Consider the following 21828-nt stretch of genomic DNA (forward strand, 5'->3'; position numbering starts at 1 on the left):
GCCGCTACTCGATTGGTGAGTACCCTATTCAGTGACGAGATTTGGGCTGTATCTCCACTTAATCGACTCGACGTACCCGCTGTTGTGTTTGCATATGACGGTTTTGTTCCGTGGTTTGCGCTGCTCAGTGCAGTCGCACTTGTCGCATACGCAAATGACGGGTGGCTGATTAGCGTTGGTATCGCTGCATGTGGACTCTATGCCGCATCGATCGGTGGTAACTACTTTTTACATCCGCAATCTCAGGCACTAGTGATTCTGGGGGCAGTGATTTTCGTCGTGGATGCCGCCGTCAAGTTCGGCACGATTGGATACCTCTTTGGGAAGACAGCACGGTCTCTCAGAGCAGCGTTCCGTCGTTCGAACCGGGAACTGGCTTGACTGCTCTAGATCTGCCCGCGCGGGGGTAGCGATGGAAGTCCGTCCGCGACGACCGCCCGAACACGCACTGGGCGGGACTGAAAGGGGCCGCGGCTCTCGACGAACCCCGAACCCGTAAGCACCGCAGGCGAGCACAGCGAGCCGAGGAGCGCAGCGTGGTTCGCGGGAGCCGAGAGTCGCGGGGGCTTTCGAGGCAGTCGAAGCAACGATGGAACTGACTTCGGTGCGGGAGGGAGCGGTGGCTTTCGAGAACGTCGTAGTACCCCGAACGAAGAAACCGAAGAACCACGACCTTAAACCACGCCACGCGAATACTTCGACCCATGCCCACGTACGAGCGCCTGAAGGGGTTCCGCGACTTCTACCCCCCCGAGATGGCGGCCCGACGGGAGGTCATCGACGTCGTCGAGGACGCCGCCCGGCGGTATGGCTTCCGGGAGATCGAGACGCCGCGGCTCGAGCGGGCCGAGATGTGGACCGACAAGAGCGGCGACGACATCGTCGACGAGCTGTACGCCTTCGAGGACCACGGCGGCCGGCACGTCACCCTCGCCCCGGAGCTGACTCCCACGGTCGCGCGGATGTACGCCGCGAAGGCCCAGGAGCTCTCGAAACCCGTGAAGTGGGTTTCGACCCGACCGTTCTGGCGCTACGAGCAGGTCCAGCAGGGGCGCTTCAGGGAGTTCTACCAGACGAACGTCGACGTCTTCGGCTCCAGCGAACCCGAGGCCGACGCCGAGGTGCTCGCCGTCGCGGCCGACGCGCTCACCGGCCTGGGGCTCACGGCGGACGACTTCGAGTTCCGCGTCTCCCACCGCGACATCCTCGGGAGCCTCCTCCGCTCGTTCGACGCCGATGTGGACGTGACCGACGCCATCCGCGCGGTCGACAAGTCCGAGAAGGTCGACGAGGACGAGTACCTCGACCTGCTGTACGACGCCGGGCTGGCGTACGACCAGGCCCGCGAGTTCGACGCGCTGCTGGACGTGACCGACCCGGCGAACCTCGACGAACTCACCGACTTCGCGCCCGACGCCGAGGGGCTGGCGGACGCGGTCGAGAACCTGCAGGCGGTGCTCGCGGCGGCCGACGACTTCGGCGCCGGCGAGCACTGCGACCTCTCGCTGCGGACCGCCCGCGGGCTGGACTACTACACCGGCGCCGTCTTCGAGTGCTTCGACTCGACGGGCGAGGTGTCCCGCTCGGTGTTCGGCGGCGGGCGCTACGATGACCTCATCGAGGAGTTCGGCGGCCAGCCCACCCCAGCGGTCGGCGTCGCGCCCGGCTACGCGCCGCTGACGCTCCTGCTCGAACGCGCCGGCGTCATGCCGGACGCGGAGCTGTCGACCGACTACTACGTCCTCCGCGTCGGCGACACCCGGGACGTCGCGGCGCGGGTCGCCCGCGACCTGCGCGCGAAGGGGCACGTCGTGGAGTCGGACCTCGCCGGCCGGAGCTTCGGCGCCCAGATGGGCTACGCCGACTCGGTGAACGCCGAGACGGTCGTCATCGTGGGCGAGCAGGACCTCGCCGACGGGAACGTGACGGTGAAGGACATGCGCTCGGGCGACCAGACGACCGCGCCCGTGGACGAGTTCCCCGGCGAGCGCGACCGGCCGACGTACGACGACTTCGCGTAGTCGAGGCGCCGGTCCGTCGGCCCGGCGGTTCGGGAACTCCTCCGCCAGCTTTTATTCGTCGTCCGACATCCGGGCCGTATGGAGGTCGCAATTCTCTCCGACATGCACGTCCCCGAGCAGGCCCGGGTGCTCCCGGACGCGTTCCGCGAGCGCGTTCGAGGGGCCGACCACGTCGTCCACGCCGGGGACTTCGGCTCGGCCGAGGCGCTCGCCGACGTGCGCGCGCTCAACCCGGATCTGACCGCCGTGTACGGGAACGCCGACCTGCACGACGTCGACCTGCCCGCGGTCGCGTCGGTCGACGCGGGCGGCGTGACGTTCGTCGTCGTCCACGGCATCGTCAACCCCGTCGAGCGGGCGGTGTCCGGATCCGAGGGAGTCGTCATGGGGCGTGACGACTGGCTCGACGCGATCGCCGACACGACTCGGGCGAGAGCGGACGAGCCGCTGGTCGGGGTCGGCGGCCACAGCCACGAGGTCGAGGACGAGGTCCACGACGGCGTTCGGGTGCTGAACCCGGGGTCGGCGACGGGGGTCGGCAGGGCCGACGGCGCCACGATGATGACGGCGGCGGTCGCCGACGGCGACGTCGACGTGACGGTCCACGAGGCCTGAGCGGGACGGACCCGCGCCGTCCCGGCGTCGACTCGCCGGGTCGTGTCACGGTAGAAGGCTTATGCCGGACGCGACACGGCCTCCCCCATGGTCTCCCGCAGGAACGCCCTCGCGCTGGCCGGCGCGGCCCTCCTCCCGGTCGCCGGCTGCACCGACGGAACGGGCGGTAGCGCCACGCCGACCGGATCGCCGAACTCGTCCCCGTCGCCGGAACCGGGTCCGGGCGACCCGCCCGGCGGGTCGTCGACGCCGGCGGACCTCCCCGACTGGGAGTCCGACTGGACGCGCTCGGTCGAGGGGGAACACGTCCTCGGACTCGACGTCCGCGAGGGGACCGTCTACGCCTCGCTCTCCTCGGAGGGCGGCCCGAACGCCGTCGCCGCGCTGGATCCGACCGACGGGACGGAACTGTGGCACACGTCGACGCCGGGCGAACTAGAGGGGCGAACCTACGCGGAGTGGAACGACGGCGACGACCAGTGGGGCGTCACCGTCACCGACGGGCGCGTGTTCGCGGTCACGGGCCACGCCGACCGCTACGAGTGGACCGCCCTCCGCGCGCTCGACCGGACGACCGGGGAGGTGGACTGGAGCCTGCGCCGCGACCGTTCGCTCGCGGTCCGCGGCGTTCACGACGGCGTGGTCTACGTCACGTCCCTGGAGTTCTTCGAGCCCGAACACTCCCACGACACGCCGGAGGCGCCGCTGCCGACCGACCTCCTTGCGGTGGACGCCGCCGACGGGACGGTCCGCTGGTCGCGCCCGTTCGCCGGCGTCGCGGACGTGGCCGTCTCCCCGGCGGGCGTCGTCGTCGCCGCGGGAACCGGGCTGACCTGCCTCGACCACGACGGCACCGGGCGGTTCGACGTCGACACCGGGACGGAGGGGACCGCCGTCGCGGCGACCGATGCCCGGGTGTTCCTCCTCGGTGAGGGCGGTCCGGCGGGCCGTCCCGTACGCGGGTACGCCCTCGACGGGACGCGCGAGTGGGGCGAGCGCCGGCGGGTCCGCGACGCGCTCCTCGACCCGGAGCGTGGACGGCTGTACGCCGGGGGCGACGTCACGCTCGCGCTGGAGGCCGACGGCTCGCTCGCCTGGCGCGCGGACGTCCACGGCGGTCACCCACTCCTCCTCGGCCCCGAGCGGGGGACGCTGTACACCCGCGGCGGCGGGGCGCGAACCGAGGCGTTCGGGCTCCCCGACGGCGCGCACCGCTGGTCGTTCGACCCGCGCGAGCGGTACGCGTGGCCGGTCGCCGCGAGCGCCGACGTCGCCGTCGTCGAGGGGTTCGCCGAGGGGCGGTCGCTGTACGCCGTCGACGCCGCCGCGGGCGAGGCGACCCGCCGTCGGTCGTTCGGCGACCTCGCGACCCTGTTCACGGTCGAGATCGCCGGGGGGTACGCGCTGGTCGGCACCGGCGACGCATCGATCGTCGCGCTCCCGCTCGAACGCGTCGCCTAAGTCGGGCGGGCCCCTCGCGTCGCTCGTGCGCGCCTTCCGCGTCGCCTACGACGGCCGGCCGTTCTACGGCTTCCAGCGCCAGCCGGACGTGCCGACCGTCGAGGGGACGCTGTTCGACGGGCTCCGTGCGCTCGACGTGCTTGGCCCGGATGAACCGAAGCCGCCAGGCTACGCCGCCGCCGGCCGGACCGACGCGGGCGTCTCGGCGGTCGCCCAGACCCTCGCGTTCGACGCCCCCGACTGGCTTGCGCCGCGCGCGTTCAACGCCGAACTCCCGGGGACCGTCCGCGTCCGGGCGAGCGCCGAGGCGCCCGACGGCTTCCACGCCACCCACGACGCCGTCCGGCGGGTCTACCGGTACCACCTCCACGCGCCGGCCTCCGGGACCGACGCGTCCCCCGGAACCGACGCGATGCTCGGCCGCGCGCGGGATGCCGCGGCGAGGCTCTCCGGCGAGCACGACTTCCACAACCTCACGACCGACGACGAGGGGACGGTCCGGGACCTGGAGTGTACGGTCGACCGGGACGGGGAGTTCCTCGTGGTGACCGCGGCGGCGGGCGGGTTCCCGCGGCACTTCGTCCGGAAGCTCGTGGCCGTCATCCACGGCGTGGCGACCGGCGAGGCGACGGGTGCGGACGGGACCGACCGGCTGGACCGGGTGCTGAGCGACGAGTCGCTGGCCGACGAGGCGGGCGTGCCGGCCGCCCCGCCCGAACCCCTCGTCCTCGTCGGCGTGGACTACCCGGGGCTGACGTTCGAACCCGACCCCGTGGCGACGGCGACGCTCCGGGAGGTGTTCGCCGACCGCCGGCGCGACGGCCTCGTCCGGGCACGCGTCGCCGACGAGGTGCTGGACGGCGTCTGACCGGCGGCCGCGGCACGGCGCGGGCGGCCGCCCCCGCCCTCCTCAGTCCCAGCCCTCGGGCCACAGCCCGGCGGCCTTCATCCCGGGTTCGAACTCGGCCTCGCGGAACGCCGCCTCCAGGTCGTACTCGTCGAGCGCGGGCACCTCGACCGACTCCACGGCGAGTTCGCGGACCAGGAGGGCGGCGAGCACGCCGTGTTCCCGCACGTTCCGGTCGTCGACCTTGTCGCGCGTGTCGGCCGCGGTGTGGCCCCACCCCCTGCCCCGCTCGCCGCTGTCGGAGTGCAACTGCAGGGCGGGGACGCCGGCCCGCACGAACGGCCACTGGTCGGAGAACGGGTGCGGCTCCTCGCGGACCTCGATGGGGTGACGCGTCGCCTCGCTCAGCCGACGTGCGACGCCCGCGGTCGCCGCGGAGGCGTGGCTCATCGCGACCAGGTCGCGGAACCGGCCCGCGCCGTCGAGGTTCACCACCGCCTTCACCGAGTCGAAGTCTGTCCCGGCGGCGAGGTGTTCCGACCCCAGCAGGCCCGTCTCCTCGCAGCCGACGGCGGCGAACCGGACGCCGAGGTCGAGGTCCGTCGCGGCGAGGACCCGGGCGGCGACGAGCATCGTCGCGATCCCGCAGCCGTTGTCGAGCGCCCCCTCGGCGACGTCGTGGGCGTCGTAGTGGGCGAGCACGAGCACGGTCTCGTCGGTGTCCGGCCCGACCTGGCCCAGGACGTTGCGGCTTTCGCCGGGGACGGTCTCGGCCACGACGGTCAGTTCCACCTCGCCGTCCGCCTCGGCGTACTCCGAGAGCCACGCGCCGGTCTCCTTGCTCACCCCGACCGCCGGGATGGACGCCTCCTCCCCGAACGTCAGCGACCCCGTCGGCGGGAGCTGGCCGGGGACGTGGTTGACGAAGACGAACCCGACCGCGCCCGCGTCGGCCGCGTAGCCGTACTTCTCCATCCGGTGGACGAACCGGCCGCCGGAGGGGGTCGTCGTGCTCGCGACGGCGACGCGCCCCTCGACGTCGACCTCGTCGATCTCCGCGGGAGTGCCGTAGCCGACGTCGACCAGTTCGCCCCGGACCGCGCCCGCGGGGCAGTACGGCAGCGCGACGGCCTCGAACGTCCGATCGTCGGGGGAGACGAGTTCCAGGTCGGTGTGGCCGCGCCGCCACTCGTTCACCTCGAAGGGCTGCTCGCGGACGCGGCGCAGGCCGGCGTCCCGGAACGCCTCGGCGACGAGTTCGGCCGCGCGGGCCTCCCCCTCGCTCCCGCCCATCCGGTTCCCGATCGCGGTGAGGTCGGTGAGGAACTCCCAGGGCCGGTCGTCGAGCCACGCCCGTCCCACGGCGTCGGCGAGGTCGTCATCGAGCGAGAGCGCGTCGTCCATGGGTGTCGAGTCGCCGAGCGCGGGCAAAAAATCCGGGGGTGACGTCCGTCTCGGCCCGGAGTCGGCGGCCGGTTCCGTCCGGGTCGGCGACCGGTACGATCCGGTTCGGGCTCGGCGCTCGCCCCGGACTCGTCGGTCGGGCCGGTCGCCATCGCCCCCGCCCGTCACGTTCTCGATGCGGTACCCGACGACGAGCGCGCGGTCGAGCGGCGCATCGGCCCCGGCGGCGCAGCCACCTCCGGCCCCCTCCGGCTACGATCGTTCCCCGCCGCCGACCACCTCGTTCGCAGGACCGAATCATATTTAGTCTCGGTGGACGACAGGGAATTAGATGGATCTAATAATTGCATTCGAGGAGGAACGACCCGTCGCTCGGAGACGCTCCGCCCGCCGCACGCGACGGCGATCGGGCCCCCGCGGGCGACGGACGACTTCGCCGTTCCGGCCCGTGACGGCTCCGTCCGGGCCGGCGCGTTCGTCGCGGTCGCGATTCGGCCGTCCAACCGCGCCCAGTACCGGTCCGGCGGTCGCCCCGCCCCGACCCCGGGGAGCCAGCGGGGTAGCGGCGTGAGCGATGACCCACGCGGACGGACGGACCCTCCGTTCTCGCGCCGCCGGGCGCTCGCGGCGGGCGGCAGTCTCGTCGCCGCCGGCGTCGCGGGCTGTCTCGGCGACGGCCGCGTCGGCGGCGCGTCGGGGACGACCGGAGACGACGGGCCCCTCGCGGTGGCCTCGTTCTTCAGCTTCTACGACTTCGCGCGGAGGATCGCCGGCGAGACGCCGCTCCGGGTGAAGAACCTGGTCCCGACCGGCCTCCACGGCCACGGCTGGGAACCGGACGCGAGCGTCACGCGGGAGATCATCGAGGCCGACGCGTTCGTCCACGTCGGCGAGGACTTCCAGCCGTGGGCCGACCGGGCGATCCGGACCCTCGAGGACGACGGCGTCGACACGCACCTGATCAACGTCCGCGAGGGCGTCGAACTCGTGTCGCTCGCGGCGAGCCTGGACCCCGACGAGGAGGGCGTGGGGGAGGGCCGCGGCAAGGACCCACACTTCTGGCTGGATCCCCGCCGCGCGAAGCAGTCCGTCGACAACATCACCGAGGGGTTCGTCGAACTCCTCCCCGAGCACGAGGGGACGTTCCGCGACAACGCCGCGGCGTACAAGACGGACGTGCTCGACCGCATCGACGCGGACTACGAACGGATCTTCGAGGCGGCCGAGCGGGACGTGGTGCAACTGGCCGCGCACAACGCCTTCCAGTACGTCGGCGTCCGCTACGGCGTCCGGATGCGGCCGCTGGTCACCAACCTCGCGGCGAGCGGGGACGTCAAGCCGTCCGACGTCACCGACGCCAAGCGGGTGATCGACGAGAACGACATCGAGTACATCGGCGCGGGGGTGTTCGAGACGCGACGGCCGGCCCGGCAACTGATCGCGGAGACCGCGGTGGAGGCGTACTACCCGGTGACCCCGTACGCGGGCGTTCGCGAGGACTGGGTGGAGAACGACTGGGGGTACGAGGAGATCGCCTACAACGTCAACATGCCGACGTTCGAGGTCGTCCTCGGGAACGCACCCCCCGAGGAGGCCGGCCCGGAGGGCTGGGACGAGCAGTGGCGGAACTTCGAGTGACCGAGATGAACGGAACCACCGACGGGGAGACGGCGGCGACGGAGAGCGGGACCGGGAGGACCGAATCGGCCGGCGACGGCACGACGACCGGATCCGGGACGACCGGACCCGGCGCTCGGGGGCCGGTCATCGAACTGTCCGACGTCGACTTCGGCTACGCCGCGACGCCGGTCGTCGAGGACGTCTCGGTCCGGATCGACGCGGGGGAGTACGCCGCCGTCGTCGGCCCGAACGGGTCGGGGAAGTCGACGCTGATGAAACTGATGCTCGGGCTCCTCCGTCCCGACGAGGGCCAGGCCCGGTTGTTCGGCGAGCCGGCCCACGAGTTCGACGACGGCGCGCGCGTCGGCTACGTCGCCCAGGAGGCGAGCGCCTCGAAGGAGATGCCGATCACGGTCCGCGAGGTCGTGAAGATGGGGCGGTTCCCGCACGTCGGCTTCGGTCGCCTCTCGGAGGGGGACTGGCGGATCGTCGATCGCGCCCTCGACGTGGTCGGGATGGCCGCGTTCGGGGACCGCCGCGTGACGCGGCTCTCGGGCGGCCAGCGGCAGCGGGCGTTCATCGCGCGGGCGCTCGCGAGCGAGGCGGACCTCCTCGTGCTCGACGAGCCGACGGTCGGCGTCGACGTCGAGTCGGTCGACGCGTTCTACGACCTGCTGGACGCGCTCAACGCGGACGGGATCACGGTGCTCCTGATCGAACACGACCTCGGTGCGGTGACGGACCACGCCGACCGCGTCGTCTGTCTCAACCGGGAGGTCTACTTCGACGGCCCCACGGCCGAGTTCGTCGAGAGCGACGCGCTCGGGCGGGCGTTCGGGACTGCCCGGACCGTCACGGGTGGTTCGTCGTGACGGGGATCGCCGGCCGTCCGCTCCAGGCGAGCCCGCTCGACCAGCTTCTGGCGCCGCTGTACTGGGCTCTCTCGCTGTGGTCGGAGCTCATGTTCCGGGTCGCCGCGGTGACGGGCCTCGAACTGCTCCAGTACCCGTTCATGCACCGGGCGGTCCTCGTCGGACTCTGCATCGGGGTGATGGCCCCGCTCATCGGGACGTTCCTGGTCCACAGGCAGCTCGCGCTCATCGGCGACGCGCTCGCACACACCGCGTTCGCGGGGGTCGCGGTCGGCCTGTTCGTCAACGCCGTGCTGAACCTCGACGTCTCGCCGTACCTCTCCGCGGTCGTCGTCGCGGTGATCGCGGCGCTGTTCATCGAACTCATCTCCGAGCACACGGACGCCTACAACGACGTCTCGATGGCGATCGTCCTCTCGACGGGGTTCGCGCTCGGGACCGTCCTGATCAGCATCAACGCGGGCGGGCTCGCGGTCGGCATCAACCAGTACCTGTTCGGAAACCTCGCGACGGTGTCCGCGGAGAACGCCGCCATCCTGCTGGTCCTGTTCGGCGTCATCGTCGCGACGGTCGCGCTCACTCGAAACCAGCTGCTGTACGTCACCTTCGACGAGGTGGCGGCGGAGGTGTCGGGCATCCCGGTCAGCTGGTACAACCGCGTGATGGTGATGCTCACAGCGCTCGTGGTCGTCGGCGCGATGCAGATCATGGGCGTCATCCTCGTCGCCGCGATGCTCGTCGTCCCCGTCGCGGGGGCCTCGCAGGTGTCCCGGAGCTTCTCGGGGTCGCTGCTCACGTCGGTCGTCCTGGCCGAACTGGCGGTGCTCCTCGGCATCGGCGTCTCCTACTACGCCGAGGCGACGGCGGGGGGCGTCATCGTCCTGGTCGCGGTCGCCATCTACGTCGGCTGCGTCGGCCTCGGGAAACTGCGGGCGCGGACCGGGAGCGACGCTCCCGCGCCCGAGATGGGAGCCGTCGACGCCGACCGGTCCGGGGACGCCTCCGACTGACCGTCCGACAGAAACCGGGGCGGGAGAGCGCCGTCGAAATCCGGGGGTGCCATCGTGCCCCCGGCGGCCGCCGGCGATTTCGTATCGCCGCATGCGATTTACCGCCGGCGCTTGTCGTCCCGCGGGTCGTCGGTCCCGCACGAACGAACTCGGGCGAGGGGCCCGCGACGCCGACGCGGTTCGACGGTAGCCCGCCTCGACCGGGCGTCTGATCGCCGCCACGGAGACGTTCCGGCGGGCGCCCGGCGTCCGCCCACTCGTCGCCGGGAACCGGCAGCAGTGGCCGGGGTTCGGAACCCCGTCCGCCACGGTTAGACAAGACTTAGGGGTCGGGACGGGCACGTACGGCCATGAGTTCGGTTCCCGAACGGTCCGACGTCGACGCGGACTACAAGTGGAGCGTCGGGTCCATATACGGCTCCGACGAGGAGTGGGAGGCGGCGTACGAGGCGGCCGAGGCCTCGCTCGAGGACGTCCGCGCCTACGAGGGGCGGACGACCGGGAGCGCGGCGACCCTCCGCGAACTGCTCGAGACGTACGAGGCGGTGATGCGCGAGGTGTCGACGGTCGTCCAGTACGCGAACCTCCGCTCGAACGAGGACACGCGCGACCAGGAGTGCCAGGCGATGGCCGCGAAGGCCGGGTCGCTCTCCTCGGAGGCGTCGAGCGCGGCGAGCTTCATCGAGCCGGAACTGCAGGAACTCGACCGCGACGACGTGGAGGCGCTCGTCGAGGAGGAGCCCGCGCTCGCGGAGTACGAACACTACTTCGACGACGTGCTGCGGATGAAGCCGCACACGCGTTCGGCCGAAGTGGAGGAGCTTCTCGCGGACCTCTCCGAGGTCACTAACGCGCCGAGCGAGACGTACTCGATGCTCTCGGACGCAGACATGACGTTCCCGACCGTGGAGGGGCCCGACGGCGAGGGGGTCGAGATCTCGCAGGGCAACTTCACGACGCTGCTCCAGAAGCCGGACCGCGAGTTCCGCCGGCGGGTCCACGAGGCATTCTACGGGGAGTGGGCCGGCGTGCGGAACGCGGTCGGCACGACGCTCTCGAAGTCGGTGAAGAAGGACGTGAAGATGGCGGAGGCCCGCAACTACGAGACGGCCCGCGAGGCCGCGCTCGACGGCCCGAACGTCCCCGTCGAGGTGTACGACAACCTCGTGAACACGGTGCGGGACAACCTCGACTCCCTCCAGCGGCACGCCGACCTGAAGCGCCGCGCGCTCGACGTGGACGACCTGGAGATGTGGGACCTCTACATGTCGCTGACGGGCGACGAGGGGCCCGAAATCCCCTACGAGCGGGCGAAGGACCTCGTCGTCGAGGCGGTCGAACCCCTCGGCGAACCGTACCGCGAGCGGATGGGCGAAGGGCTGGAGTCGCGCTGGGTCGACGTGTACGAGAACCGCGGCAAGCGCTCGGGTGCGTACTCGGCGGGCACCTACGACACCCAGCCGTTCATCATGATGAACTACCAGGACGACGTCTCCTCGATGTTCACGCTCGCCCACGAACTGGGCCACTCGATGCACTCGGAACTGGCGAAGGACGCCCAGCCGTGGCAGTACGCGAACTACGAGATCTTCGTCGCCGAGGTCGCCTCGACGGTGAACGAGACGCTGCTCACGAACCACCTGCTGGAGAACGCGGAGGACGACGAACTCCGGGTCCACGCGCTCGACCAGTACCTCGAACGCTTCCGCTCGACGCTGTTCCGCCAGACGATGTTCGCCGCGTTCGAACTGGCGATCCACGAGCACGCGGAGGCCGGCGAGCCCCTGACGCCGGACGTCTTCGACCGACTGTACGGCGACCTGAAGGAGGAGTTCTACGCGAACGCGACCGTCGACGACCACGTCCGCCGCGAGTGGATGCGCATCCCGCACTTCTACTACAACTTCTACGTCTACCAGTACTCGACCGGCGTCTCGGCGGCGGCCGCCGTCGTCGAGCGCATCCGCGAGGAGGGCGAGTCCGCGGCCGCCGACTACCGGGCCGCGCTGGAACTCGGCGGCGCCGAGTACCCCATCGACGTGCTCGAGGTCGCCGGCATCGACATGACCTCCCCCGAGCCGATCGAGTCCGCGATCCGCGTGTACGACGAGTACCTCGACCGCGCGGAGGAGCTTCTGGACCTGTAGGCGCCGGGGCGTCGTCAGCCCCCGCGACCGCGATCCCGTACCGCCCCCCGGGTCGAGTGCGGTCCGTCCAGTCCGCCCGCCCGACGGGAACGCGCGGATGGAGCCGCGAGTCGGAGACCGCCTCGACTCCGCCGGGAAGGACCGGCCGACGATCGTCCGAAAAAGCTCCCGAGACCCAAAGCCACATTAACGGCAAGGCCGAAACTCGGGCACGAATGTCTCGGAGTCCGTCCCTCCCAGATCGCCCACGCCTCGACCTCGACCCGGACATGAGCGAGGCGGAGCGGCTGGAGGCACTGCGCCAGCACTTCGAGCGGCTCGTTCAGGTGAACGAGGAACTCGACGATCGGCTCGAGAGCGCCGAATCGCGGGGGGACGACCTCCAGGGCGAGGTCGACGAGCTGAAGCGCCGAAACGAGGCGCTGAAGACCTCCTCGCTGTACGTCGCGACCGTCGAGGAGCTCACCGACGACGGCGCGGTCATCAAACAGCACGGCAACAACCAGGAGGTGCTCACCGAGGTCTCCTCCCGGCTGGAGGACGACCTCGAACCGGGCGATCGGGTCGCGATCAACGACTCGTTCAGCGTCCAGACGGTGCTCGACGACGAGACCGACGCGCGGGCACAGGCGATGGAGGTCGACGGATCGCCCGAGGTGACCTACGACGACATCGGCGGCATCGACGACCAGGTGCGCGAGGTGCGCGAGGCCGTCGAGGCGCCGCTCGTGAACGCGGAACAGTTCGAGACGGTCGGCGTCGAACCGCCGAGCGGGGTGCTGCTGCACGGCCCGCCCGGCACGGGGAAGACGATGCTTGCGAAGGCGGTCGCCAACGAGACGGACGCCACGTTCATCAAGATGGCCGGCTCCGAACTCGTCCGGAAGTTCATCGGCGAGGGCGCGCGACTGGTCCGGGACCTGTTCGAACTCGCCTCCGAGCGGGAACCGGCCGTCATCTTCGTCGACGAGATCGACGCCGTCGCGGCCAAGCGGACGGACTCGAAGACGTCCGGGGACGCCGAGGTCCAGCGGACGATGATGCAGTTGCTCTCGGAGATGGACGGCTTCGACGAGCGCGGCGAGATCCGCATCATCGCCGCCACGAACCGCTTCGACATGCTCGACGAGGCGATCCTCCGGCCGGGCCGGTTCGACCGGCTCATCGAGGTGCCAAAGCCCGAGGCGGAGGGCCGCGAACGCGTCCTCGACATCCACACCGCCGACATGAGCGTCGCCGACGACGTGGACTTCCGCGACCTGGCGGCCGAACTGGACGACTACTCGGGCGCCGACATCGCGGCGCTGTGTACCGAGGCGGGGATGTTCGCCATCCGCGAGGACCGGACGACGGTGACCCGCGAGGACTTCGAGAGCGCCCGCGAGAAGGTCGAGGCGGGCGACGAGGGCACGATCACCCACGACGGCTTCGGCGCGTACCAGTACTGAAGGAGGCTTCTCTCCGAAGCCCGGTTTTTCGGCGTCAGACCCAAACAGCCGCGGTGGCGCGTGCCGACTGGCCTCCGTGCCAGCCGGACGCGCGCGAGGGATGAGCGAACTGGCGCGCCCTCGTGGCGCGCCGGACGAGAGCGAATCGGCTGGGGAGGCGCGTGGCGTATCACGCTCGGCAGTAGTGATCCACCACTCGACCTCCGCGCAGACGATGGCGGCTCGAACACGCAAGCCTCGCTTTCGACACCCCTTTTCGCCCGGCCCGCCGCGTACCGACATGGACATCCACGTCGCCGCCGGGACGGCCCGCGCCCCCACCGCGATGGCGGCCTACGACGCCGCGCTCGCGGACGCGAACCTCCACAACTACAACCTCGTGCCGGTGTCCTCGGTCGTCCCCGCGGACGCCGAGGTGCGCTCGGTCGAGCGCGCCCCCGACCTCGGCCCGGCCGGCAACCGCCTGACGGTCGTGCAGGCGCACGGAACCGCATCGCCCGCCGACGCCCGCGAGACCGAGCGGGTCGTCGCCGGCCTCGGCTGGGCGACCGGGCCGGGTCCGGGGCTGTTCTACGAGGCCGACGGCACGGACGTCGACTCCGTCGAGCGGACGATCGGGGAGGGCCTCGCGACCGGGGCCGACCTCCGCGACTGGACGTTCGACGGGGAGGAGGTCCGCCTCGCGAGCGCCGCGACCAGCGAGGACGCCTACACCGCGGCGGTCGTCGTCGCGGCCTACGGGGAGAGCGAACCGATCGCGTGATCTCTCGGTGATTCCGGGACTTTCGAGCGAGATACGGCGGGGAAACGTGGGATAACGAACTCGAAAGCCCCCGCGGGTGTCGGCTCGCGCGATACGGAAGACGGTCCTGCTCGCTCACTTTGCTCGCTGCGCTCGTCGGCTGCGACTTCCGATGTCGCCCTCACTGCGTTCGCGCGACCCTCGCTGCGCGCTTCGCGCTCCCTTCGGTCGCGCTCCAGTGCTTGCGTCGTCGGGGTTCGCCGAGAGCCACGGCCCCTTTCAGTCCCACACACCGCCGCCTCGCCCTCCCCAGCCTCCCGCGCTCCTCGCGTTCGCTCCCTCCGGTCGCTCACGCTGCGGTGTCCGCGGGCGACCCGCAAGTCGCCCGCGGGCTAGCGAGACCTTCGGTCTCGCCGTGCTCGTCCCTCGCGCGCGTCTACTCGCCCCGCGAGGGGGCTCGCGTCGCGCGCGCCGGCCGGTTGGCCCTCTCGAAGCACGTCCGCCGGAACACCGTCTTCGCCACCGCCGACGCCTTTATCCCGGCCAACCGCCTATCCCGGGCACATCTTCAATGAACGGCAACAACCCGTACGCCGGTGCGCCGGGCGTCGTCGACGCCGGGCGGCCGGCGGAGGTGGACCTCAGCGCCGAGCAGAAGGACGCGCTCCGGCGCGCGGTCGCCGGAATCGTCTCCCGCACAGAGTCGTACCTGCCGGACGGCTACGCGGTCGGCTCCGAACTCTCCTACGGCGCCGAGGGCCCGCAGGCGACCGTCGCCGTGCGCCCGCCCGTCGGCCATCCCGTCAGCGCCGGGTTCACGCCGGATCTCGAGGAGCTGGAGGCGGGACTCGACCAGACGGACCGCGACGAGGTCGCGCGCGGGCTCGCCGCCAGCGCGGCCGCGCAGGTGATGAACGCCGTCGGCGACGACCTCGAACCGACGGCCCGCTGATCTCCGGCTAGTTCTCCGGCCGCGACCGCGGCCCGCCCGGCACTGCGACGAACAGCGCGTAGCCGACCAGCGACGCCGCGAGCGCCGACCCGATCGCCGCGCCGACGGCGAGCGGAACCGCGCCCGTCGTTCCGAGGAGCAGCCCCGACAGCACCAGCAACGGGATCCCGGCCAGCAGGAGGTCGTATCGCGTCGGCGATTCCGGAACGATGCCGATCTCGGCGCTCCCAGGGTCACGTACGCTCATCGTCGCTCACCGTGGTGAACTGACGGCGAGGCACCACAAATATCTTTCCGAAACCCGGGTACGGGAGTCCGAATCGGAGCCGCTACTTCCCCCAGAACGGGTCGGACTTCCGGCGCGTGTTGAGGTAGGCGTTCAGCGTCTCCAGTTCGTCGGCCGGGATGTCCTCGGAGAGCTCGTGTTCGAGGATCTTCGCGTGCTTCTCGGGGAGTTCGATCCACAGCTCGTCGCCCTCCTCGATCTGCCGGCCGACCGTCGGCCCGTCGATGGCGACTGAGACGCGCTCGCCGGCTCGGGCCTCGTCCACGTCGTCGCCCTGGTGCTGGATGCCCGAGAGCTGCCCGACGCGCGTGGGCTCGTTCCCGTCGAACTTCGCGACGTTCCGGTTGTTCTGGAGCGTCCCCGAGACGACCTCGACGCCGACGACGGCGGGGTCGTTCTGCCGGAACGTGTGGTCCTGCAGGATGCGGAACCGCGCCGGGCGGACGATGCGGTCGAGCACCGTCTCCTGCTGGGCCCGCTCCAGTTCCGCGACGTGCTCCTCGTACTCCTCGACGAGCTGATAGATGACGTCGTCCGAGAACAGGCGGACCTCGCTGCTCTCCAGTTCGCGCTCGGCGTTCGAGAGGGTGTCCACGTTGAACCCGAGGATCACCCGGTACTTCTCCTCGTTGGCGGTCTCGGCGACCGCGACGTCCCGGGGCGCGACGTCGCCGACCTCCGCGCGGAGGATCGGGATCTCGGCCTCCGCCAGCGCGTTCGCCATCGCCTCGAGGCTCCCGAGCGTGTCGGCCTTGACGACGACGCCGTCCTCGGCGGTCTCGACCTCGATCTCGGCCAGTTCCTCGCGCACCTCCGCGACGACCTCGTCGACGTCGCGGTCGCGGACGACCCGGACCGGGGCGCCGGCCATCGCCTCGTCGAGGTCCGGCGCGGCGATCTTCACGCCGGCCGCTGCCGCGACCTCCTCGACCGTCTCGAAGCGCTTCTCGGCGCGGATCTCGGCGTTCGGGCGCGGCTGGAGGAGCGCGCGGACCTCCGTGACGATCGGCTCGTTCTGGCCGCCGACGACGATCGTCTCGCCGATCCGGATGACGCCGTCGTACAGCACGACGTCGAGCGTCGCGCCGAAGCCGCGCTCCTCCTTCACCTCGAGGACGGTCCCCTTGCCGGGCCCCGTCGCGTCCACGGCCATCTCCCCTTTCAGGTAGCGCTGTGAGAGGCCCATGAGCACGGTCAGGAGGTCGGGGACGCCCTCGCCGGTCATCGCCGACAGCGGGACGACGCCGACGTTCTTCTGGAAGTCCTGCACCCGCCAGTAGAAGTCCGCGGAGAAGCCCGCGTCCGAGAGGTCGCCGACGAGTTCGTAGAGGTTCTCGTTCAGCCGCGACTCGGCGCGGTCGGACTGGGCCTCGAGCGACTGCTGGATGGGGACGTCCTCCTGGGGGTTCCATCCGGGCGTCGTGTCGATCTTGTTCGCGGCGACGACGAACGGCGTGCCCGTCCGCCGGAGGATGTCGATCGCCTCCTCGGTCTGGGGCTGGAAGCCGTCGTTCACGTCGACGACGAGGACGGCGATGTCGGCGAGCGCGCCGCCCCGCGCGCGAAGCGTCGAGAACGAGTGGTGCCCCGGCGTGTCGATGAACAGCAGGCCGGGGAGGTCGAAGTCCGAGGGGTCGACGAGCGCGCCGGCCATCTCCGAGACGGTCTCCAGCGGCACGGCCGTCGCGCCGATGTGCTGGGTGATGGCGCCCGCCTCCCCCTCCTGGACGGCGGAGCCGCGGATGCGGTCGAGCAGCGTCGTCTTCCCGTGGTCGACGTGGCCCAGCACGGCCACGATGGGCGTGCGGAGTGCGTCTCCGTCCGTGTTCGCGTCGGCGTTGGTGTCTGACATGGCGGAATCCCCGAAGAACGGTCGTTGGTCGAACCTGTCCCGGCGTGGTCGTAAGGGCTTCGAATCGGCGGGACGCGACCGCTCGCCGGCGCGAGCGGCGCTCCCCCGGCGGTGGCTCCCTCAGACCGCCGGTGGGGGCCGGCAGCGTGTTCTCCGATTCGCGCCGCAGTCCGGCGATTTCACCCGCCGTCGGCGGTCGCTTGCGTCGTCGGGTTCCGCCCTCGTCCCCGTCGCCGACCTTCGTCGGTCCCCCGTCAGACGCCGTCGTGGCGTTTATACTGGTTCACCCAGATGGGCGAGGTATGGCAGACATCCTCGCCGAGAACCTCTCGGGCAAGGCCGTCATGGGCTCGGACGGGACCGAATTCGGCATGCTGTACAACATCACGATGGACCTGAAGACGGGGTCGCTCTCGGACCTGCTGGTCACCCCCAACGAGGACCTTCCCCCGGGGCGCATCCCGTTCGACCGGGACGAGGCGGGTCGCATCCACGTCCCCGTCGGGGCGGTCCAGGCGGTGAAAGACTACATCGTCGTGAACACGTCGTAGGATGCGAGTACTGGACTCCTCGGCGTTCATCCACGAGTACCACACCGACGAGCCGACGGCGTCGATCCCGATGGTCCAGGAGGAGCTGGAGGGCGAGCACGCCTTCCGGTTCGACGCGATGGAGGGCGCCGGGATGCACATCCACGTTCCCGACGCCCAGACGGTCGATCAGGTCCGTCGCGCCTCGGGCGAGACGGGCGACGCGGGGGAGCTCTCGGAGACCGACACGCGCCTGCTCGCGGCCGCGTTCGAACTCGACGCGACGCTCGTCACCGACGACTACGCCATGCAGAACGTCGCCGACAAGCTCGGGGTGGACGTCGAGGTCATCGCCCGCGAGGGGATCTCGGAGCGGCGCGACTGGACGTTCCAGTGTGCCGGCTGCGGCCGCGAGTTCGACGAGGACCAGGAGCGGTGCCCGGTGTGCGGGAGCGACCTCTCCCGGAAGAACCCCGCCTGACCCTCCGAATCGAACCGCAGTCGGGCGATCTCGGTCGCCGCCGCGCGTCCGGCCGAAACCTCCGTGCGACCGACCTCATCAGACGAACCCGGTCGCGTCGGCGTACTGCACGAGGTACAGCACCGCGTTGTACAGGCCGTGGGTCACCGCCGGCACCGTCAGGTTCCCCGTGGCCTCGTAGAGGTAGCCGAGCGGGAGCGCGAGCAGCGTGGCGACGAGCACGTAGGCCGTCTGTTCCACGATCGTTCCCGTGCCGGCGACGAAGTGGAGCGACCCGAACAGGAACGCGGCGAGGCCGATGGCCGGCGGCGCCGACAGCGCCTTCCGGAGCTCCCCCTGGACGACGCCGCGGAACACCAGTTCCTCGGCGGGGCCGACGAGGAGGATCGACACGGCGACCATGTAGAGGAAGTAGCGCGGCGCGTCCTGTCCGGGCGTGAGCGCCCGGTTCGTCGCGACCCCGATCCCGACCGCCTGGAGGACGAGCACGAGGGCGAACTGGGCGAGGACCAGTCCGCCTGCGGCCACGGGAACGAGGCCGGCCTCGTGCCGGGTCGGCCGACGGAGGGACACGAGGTCGCGGTCGTTCGCGTAGGCGAGGAAGACGACCATCGCGAGCGCGAAGCCGACGAACTGGCCGGCGCTCCGGACCGCCACGAACTCGGGCGACTCCGGCGCGACGCCGAGCGCCAGCCCCAGGCGCCCGGCCCACGGGGCGAGCGCGGCGCCGGCGACGAGCGCCGCGACCACCGCCAGGAGCGACTGCCCGAGTCGGAGCGCGACGCTGTCGTCGGGTCGGGTCCCGCCCCGGAACCCGTCCTCGACGCCGTCGCCGCGTTCGACGGCGACGGTCCCGCCCTCGCTCCCGCGGTCATCGTCCCCGACGTCGCCGCCATCCCCGACGCCGCCGTCGTCCCTAACGTCGTCACCGTCCCCGACGTCGCCGCCGTCGTCCGCCCCACCCATCACTCGACCTCCAGCCGGCGCTTCCCCCTGACCGCCTCGGCCTCCTCGAACTCGCCGCCCCCGAGCAGCCCTCGGGCGGCCTTCTTCCCCCACTCGACCGCGGGCTGTGTGAACGTCGAGACGTCCGCCAGTTCGCCGTACACCACGCAGGCGGCCTCCATCGCGTACAGCAACTCCCCCAGCCCGCGCTCGTCCACGCGGTCGATCTCCAGGCGGACGTTCTCCCGGCCGGCGGCCGCGAGGCTCGCCTCGGTCGCGCGGAACTCCGCGTCGAGCAGGTCGCCGAGCGTCGAGCCGCCGAGGTACTCGAGCCCGGACAGGTCCGTCTCCGGGATGCCGGTGTCGGGCGATTCCAGCGGTCGGACGAGCGTGACGAGCTTGTCCGCGGGTCCGGCGCGGTAGAGCTGGAGCTGGGAGTGCTGGTCGGTCGCGCCGAGCGCCCGCGCGGGGGTCTGCCCGCGACCGTCCTTCCCGAGCGACTCGGCCCACAGCTGGGCGTACCACTCGGCGAACCGCTCCAGCGACTCGGCGTACGGCATCATCGCGTTCACGGCCGCGCCGCGCTCGCCGAGCGCGTACGAGACCGCGCCGTAGGCGTACCCCGGGGAGTCGTACAGCGACCCGGAGAGCTTCCCTGCCTCGCTCGCGGCACCCGCGAGCAGTTCGTCCAGGTCGTGGCCCGCGACCGCGGCGGCGAACAGCCCGACCGTCGAGAGCGCCGAGAACCGGCCCGGGACCCCGTCCGGCACGTCGAGCGCGGGCAGGTCGTGCGTCTCGGCCATCGAGCGGAGGTTCCCCTCCGGGCCGGTGGTGACGACGGTTCGCTCGGTCCAGTCGACGCCGGCCGACTCCATCGCCTCGCGGACGACGAGGAAGTTCGCCAGCGTCTCGGCGGTCGTGCCCGAGCGGGAGACGACGTTGACGACAGTCTCCGAGAGGTCGAGGTCGGCGACGAGGTCGCGGACCCACGCCGGGTCGACGTTGTCGAGGTAGCGGGCGTCCACCGGGGAGTCGAGCGCGTCGGTGACGGTTGCCGCGCCCAGGGCGCTCCCGCCGATGCCCACGGTGAGCACCGTCTCCGGGTCGAAGCCGGCGGCCGCGCGGCGGATCGGCTCGGGGTCGCACGTCTCGGGCAGGCTCAGCGCGGCGTAGCCGTGCTCCGATTCCCGACGCCCGCCGGCGATCCGCTCGTGGGCGTCGGCGACGCGCTCGTCGAGGTCGTCGAGGGCCGCGCGGTCGAGGCCGAGGGCGCCGTCCAGCGCGTTCCCGATGTCCGCCTTCATGCTCGTGTTGCCGTGCCGGGGGCCGAAAACGGTTACTGCCTGATTCTGGGTGTTCGGCTTCGCGACTAGTGCTGTCCTCGCAGCACAGTTCCCGAAAGCCCCCGCGGCTGTCGGCTCGTCGGTTGGTCCGGTCGTCGCGGCACGGTCCTCGAAAGTCCCCGCGGCCCCTTTCAGTCCCACCCGACCGCACAGCGCCTCACCCTCCCCAGCCTCCTGCGCTCCTCGGTTCACTCGCTCCGCTCGTTCACCTGCGGTGCTCGTCCCTCGCACGAGCGGCCGCGCTCCGCTTGGCCGCCGCGCGCCGCGTGGACCGGTCAGTGCGGTGGCGCGTGCCGGCGGGCCTCCGGTCACGCGAGCGAGCCTGCGAGCGAGGGTGACCTCACGGGACCGCAGGTCCCGGGTAGTGCCCGCCGGACGCGCGCGAGGGATGAGACGCGCAGCGACCGCAGGGAGCGAGCATCGCAATCGGCTGGGGAGGCCGAGAGCCGCGGGGGCTTTCCGGGACTTCTCCACGATTACCGAACCGGCCCCCCGGCCGACGGCTGCGGGGGCTTTCGCGGTCGTCACTGCGGTATGCGCTGCACCAACCGTTCCAAACGACCCGACGACGGATGACGGGGCCCTTAACAGCCGCCGCCCCCAATCCGCGACAATGGCACCGGAGGCGGGTACCGGAGATACCCCGAAAAAACGGGACGAGCACACGTACCGGGGCGTGTTCGGCGCGTTCCCGTACGCCTTCCGCGCGAGCGACTCCTGGCTGTTCCGGAGCTACGTCGTCGTCGGCGGGGTCGCGGCGCTCCTGCTCACGGTCATCTTCGCGCTCGCGCTGGTCCGCCTGTTCGGGGCGACCGCCCGGGCCCGCTTCTCGGTCGTCCGGGCGTTCTTCTTCCTCGTCGGCCTCGCGGCCGTCGCGCCGACCGTCGCGCCGGTGCTGCTCGTCGCCCGGACGCGCCGTCGCGAGGTTCCTCGACGGCCGGGCTACGAGGCGGGACTCGCGCTCGCGGGCTACCTCTTTCTCGCCTCGCTGTACCTCGGGCTGGTCGCGGCGATGCCCGAGACGTTCGTCCTCGACGGCGAGACGGTCATCAGACCCCCGCCCTCCGGCCCCCTCGCGCCGGCGGTGGCGTTCCTCTACGCGCTCCCGCAGGCCGTCGGGGCGTCGATCCCGGCGCTCGGCGCCGCGCTCGTCGCGCTCGCCCACTGGCTCCGTCGGTGAGGGTGGCGCCGCCGACCGAGCGGCCCCCCTCGTCCCCACCTGCCCCCGCAGCACCCCGCGAGGCGGGCCGAC

Annotated in this window: 20 protein-coding genes; 15 read left to right on the forward strand and 5 right to left on the reverse strand. The window is 71.4% G+C overall.

Going from position 1 to position 21828, the window contains the following annotated elements; genetic code table 11:
• Positions 1–15: 15 nt before the first annotated feature.
• The 5 genes from HUG12_RS21440 to truA all read left to right on the forward strand — a co-directional run bounded on the left by HUG12_RS21440 (position 16) and on the right by truA (position 4965).
• Positions 16–381: a hypothetical protein gene (locus HUG12_RS21440; RefSeq protein ID WP_218836407.1), complete on the forward strand. Its 366-nt coding sequence runs from the start codon at positions 16–18 to the stop codon at positions 379–381.
• A 323-nt stretch (positions 382–704) separates the two neighbouring features.
• Positions 705–2021: a histidine--tRNA ligase gene (gene hisS / locus HUG12_RS05880; RefSeq protein ID WP_179267873.1), complete on the forward strand. Its 1317-nt coding sequence runs from the start codon at positions 705–707 to the stop codon at positions 2019–2021.
• Positions 2022–2099: 78 nt separating this feature from the next.
• Positions 2100–2636, forward strand: coding sequence for a metallophosphoesterase family protein (locus HUG12_RS05885; protein ID WP_179267874.1), 537 nt, complete (start codon positions 2100–2102; stop codon positions 2634–2636).
• 87 nt (positions 2637–2723) lie between these two features.
• Positions 2724–4097 carry an outer membrane protein assembly factor BamB family protein gene (locus HUG12_RS05890; RefSeq protein WP_179267875.1) on the forward strand — a complete coding sequence of 458 codons (1374 nt, stop codon included), beginning with the start codon at positions 2724–2726 and terminating at the stop codon, positions 4095–4097.
• A 25-nt stretch (positions 4098–4122) separates the two neighbouring features.
• Entirely contained in the window at positions 4123–4965 is an 843-nt protein-coding gene (truA, locus tag HUG12_RS05895) for a tRNA pseudouridine(38-40) synthase TruA (protein ID WP_179267876.1), read from the forward strand.
• Positions 4966–5007: 42 nt separating this feature from the next.
• Here truA and HUG12_RS05900 read toward each other — a convergent pair whose 3' ends face one another.
• Complete coding sequence (locus HUG12_RS05900) at positions 5008–6348, reverse strand: M28 family peptidase (RefSeq protein WP_179267877.1); 1341 nt, start codon at positions 6346–6348, stop codon at positions 5008–5010.
• 567 nt (positions 6349–6915) lie between these two features.
• Here HUG12_RS05900 and HUG12_RS05905 point away from each other — a divergent pair.
• The 7 genes from HUG12_RS05905 to HUG12_RS05935 all read left to right on the forward strand — a co-directional run bounded on the left by HUG12_RS05905 (position 6916) and on the right by HUG12_RS05935 (position 15139).
• The gene (locus HUG12_RS05905; protein WP_179267878.1) at positions 6916–7986 is read left to right on the forward strand and encodes a metal ABC transporter substrate-binding protein; all 1071 of its coding nucleotides are present in this window, start codon (positions 6916–6918) and stop codon (positions 7984–7986) included.
• 5 nt (positions 7987–7991) lie between these two features.
• Positions 7992–8840 (forward strand): metal ABC transporter ATP-binding protein, encoded by an 849-nt coding sequence (locus HUG12_RS05910; protein ID WP_179267879.1) that lies wholly within the window; start codon positions 7992–7994, stop codon positions 8838–8840.
• Positions 8837–9850 carry a metal ABC transporter permease gene (locus tag HUG12_RS05915; protein WP_179267880.1) on the forward strand — a complete coding sequence of 338 codons (1014 nt, stop codon included), beginning with the start codon at positions 8837–8839 and terminating at the stop codon, positions 9848–9850. The genes HUG12_RS05910 and HUG12_RS05915 overlap by 4 nt, the downstream gene beginning before the upstream one ends.
• Positions 9851–10200: 350 nt before the next feature.
• On the forward strand, positions 10201–11997 hold the full coding sequence (gene pepF / locus HUG12_RS05920) for an oligoendopeptidase F (RefSeq protein WP_179267881.1): 1797 nt from the start codon (positions 10201–10203) through the stop codon (positions 11995–11997).
• Between the two features lie 215 nt (positions 11998–12212).
• Positions 12213–13445 (forward strand): proteasome-activating nucleotidase Pan2, encoded by a 1233-nt coding sequence (pan2, locus tag HUG12_RS05925; protein WP_179267882.1) that lies wholly within the window; start codon positions 12213–12215, stop codon positions 13443–13445.
• 280 nt (positions 13446–13725) lie between these two features.
• Entirely contained in the window at positions 13726–14208 is a 483-nt protein-coding gene (locus tag HUG12_RS05930; protein WP_179267883.1) for a pyruvoyl-dependent arginine decarboxylase, read from the forward strand.
• Between the two features lie 550 nt (positions 14209–14758).
• The gene (locus HUG12_RS05935) at positions 14759–15139 is read left to right on the forward strand and encodes a DUF5811 family protein (RefSeq protein WP_179267884.1); all 381 of its coding nucleotides are present in this window, start codon (positions 14759–14761) and stop codon (positions 15137–15139) included.
• 7 nt (positions 15140–15146) lie between these two features.
• On the opposite strand, the gene HUG12_RS05940 is transcribed toward HUG12_RS05935, so the two are convergent.
• Positions 15147–15386: a hypothetical protein gene (locus HUG12_RS05940; protein WP_179267885.1), complete on the reverse strand. Its 240-nt coding sequence runs from the start codon at positions 15384–15386 to the stop codon at positions 15147–15149.
• An 82-nt stretch (positions 15387–15468) separates the two neighbouring features.
• Positions 15469–17277 (reverse strand): translation initiation factor IF-2, encoded by a 1809-nt coding sequence (gene infB, locus HUG12_RS05945; RefSeq protein WP_179267886.1) that lies wholly within the window; start codon positions 17275–17277, stop codon positions 15469–15471.
• 302 nt (positions 17278–17579) lie between these two features.
• On the opposite strand from infB, the gene HUG12_RS05950 reads away from it, so the two are divergent.
• Entirely contained in the window at positions 17580–17828 is a 249-nt protein-coding gene (locus tag HUG12_RS05950) for a PRC-barrel domain-containing protein (RefSeq protein ID WP_179267887.1), read from the forward strand.
• Position 17829: 1 nt separating this feature from the next.
• Positions 17830–18288, forward strand: coding sequence for an NOB1 family endonuclease (locus tag HUG12_RS05955; protein ID WP_179267888.1), 459 nt, complete (start codon positions 17830–17832; stop codon positions 18286–18288).
• 78 nt (positions 18289–18366) lie between these two features.
• On the opposite strand, the gene HUG12_RS05960 is transcribed toward HUG12_RS05955, so the two are convergent.
• A complete protein-coding gene (locus HUG12_RS05960; RefSeq protein WP_179267889.1) occupies positions 18367–19254 on the reverse strand; it encodes a CPBP family intramembrane glutamic endopeptidase in 888 nt (295 codons plus the stop codon).
• Positions 19254–20537: a glucose-6-phosphate isomerase gene (locus HUG12_RS05965; protein ID WP_179267890.1), complete on the reverse strand. Its 1284-nt coding sequence runs from the start codon at positions 20535–20537 to the stop codon at positions 19254–19256. Before HUG12_RS05965 ends, HUG12_RS05960 begins: the two co-directional genes overlap by 1 nt.
• A 652-nt stretch (positions 20538–21189) precedes the next feature.
• Between HUG12_RS05965 and HUG12_RS05970 the strand changes: the two genes are divergently transcribed.
• Positions 21190–21756, forward strand: coding sequence for a hypothetical protein (locus tag HUG12_RS05970; RefSeq protein WP_179267891.1), 567 nt, complete (start codon positions 21190–21192; stop codon positions 21754–21756).
• Positions 21757–21828: the final 72 nt, after the last annotated feature.

The sequence above is a fragment of the Halorarum salinum genome, assembly GCF_013402875.1.
Classification (GTDB): domain Archaea; phylum Halobacteriota; class Halobacteria; order Halobacteriales; family Haloferacaceae; genus Halorarum; species Halorarum salinum.

Bases quoted from the DNA above. Each gene is read 5' to 3' on its own strand.
- hisS (WP_179267873.1), top strand. From the start codon at position 705: ATGCCCACGTACGAGCGCCTGAAGGGGTTCCGCGACTTCTACCCCCCC.
- HUG12_RS05885 (WP_179267874.1), top strand. From the start codon at position 2,100: ATGGAGGTCGCAATTCTCTCCGACATGCACGTCCCCGAGCAGGCCCGG.
- HUG12_RS05890 (WP_179267875.1), top strand. From the start codon at position 2,724: ATGGTCTCCCGCAGGAACGCCCTCGCGCTGGCCGGCGCGGCCCTCCTC.
- HUG12_RS05900 (WP_179267877.1), bottom strand. From the start codon at position 6,348: ATGGACGACGCGCTCTCGCTCGATGACGACCTCGCCGACGCCGTGGGA.
- HUG12_RS05910 (WP_179267879.1), top strand. From the start codon at position 7,992: ATGAACGGAACCACCGACGGGGAGACGGCGGCGACGGAGAGCGGGACC.
- pepF (WP_179267881.1), top strand. From the start codon at position 10,201: ATGAGTTCGGTTCCCGAACGGTCCGACGTCGACGCGGACTACAAGTGG.
- pan2 (WP_179267882.1), top strand. From the start codon at position 12,213: ATGTCTCGGAGTCCGTCCCTCCCAGATCGCCCACGCCTCGACCTCGAC.
- HUG12_RS05930 (WP_179267883.1), top strand. From the start codon at position 13,726: ATGGACATCCACGTCGCCGCCGGGACGGCCCGCGCCCCCACCGCGATG.
- HUG12_RS05935 (WP_179267884.1), top strand. From the start codon at position 14,759: ATGAACGGCAACAACCCGTACGCCGGTGCGCCGGGCGTCGTCGACGCC.
- HUG12_RS05940 (WP_179267885.1), bottom strand. From the start codon at position 15,386: ATGAGCGTACGTGACCCTGGGAGCGCCGAGATCGGCATCGTTCCGGAA.
- infB (WP_179267886.1), bottom strand. From the start codon at position 17,277: ATGTCAGACACCAACGCCGACGCGAACACGGACGGAGACGCACTCCGC.
- HUG12_RS05950 (WP_179267887.1), top strand. From the start codon at position 17,580: ATGGCAGACATCCTCGCCGAGAACCTCTCGGGCAAGGCCGTCATGGGC.
- HUG12_RS05955 (WP_179267888.1), top strand. From the start codon at position 17,830: ATGCGAGTACTGGACTCCTCGGCGTTCATCCACGAGTACCACACCGAC.
- HUG12_RS05960 (WP_179267889.1), bottom strand. From the start codon at position 19,254: ATGGGTGGGGCGGACGACGGCGGCGACGTCGGGGACGGTGACGACGTT.
- HUG12_RS05965 (WP_179267890.1), bottom strand. From the start codon at position 20,537: ATGAAGGCGGACATCGGGAACGCGCTGGACGGCGCCCTCGGCCTCGAC.
- HUG12_RS05970 (WP_179267891.1), top strand. From the start codon at position 21,190: ATGGCACCGGAGGCGGGTACCGGAGATACCCCGAAAAAACGGGACGAG.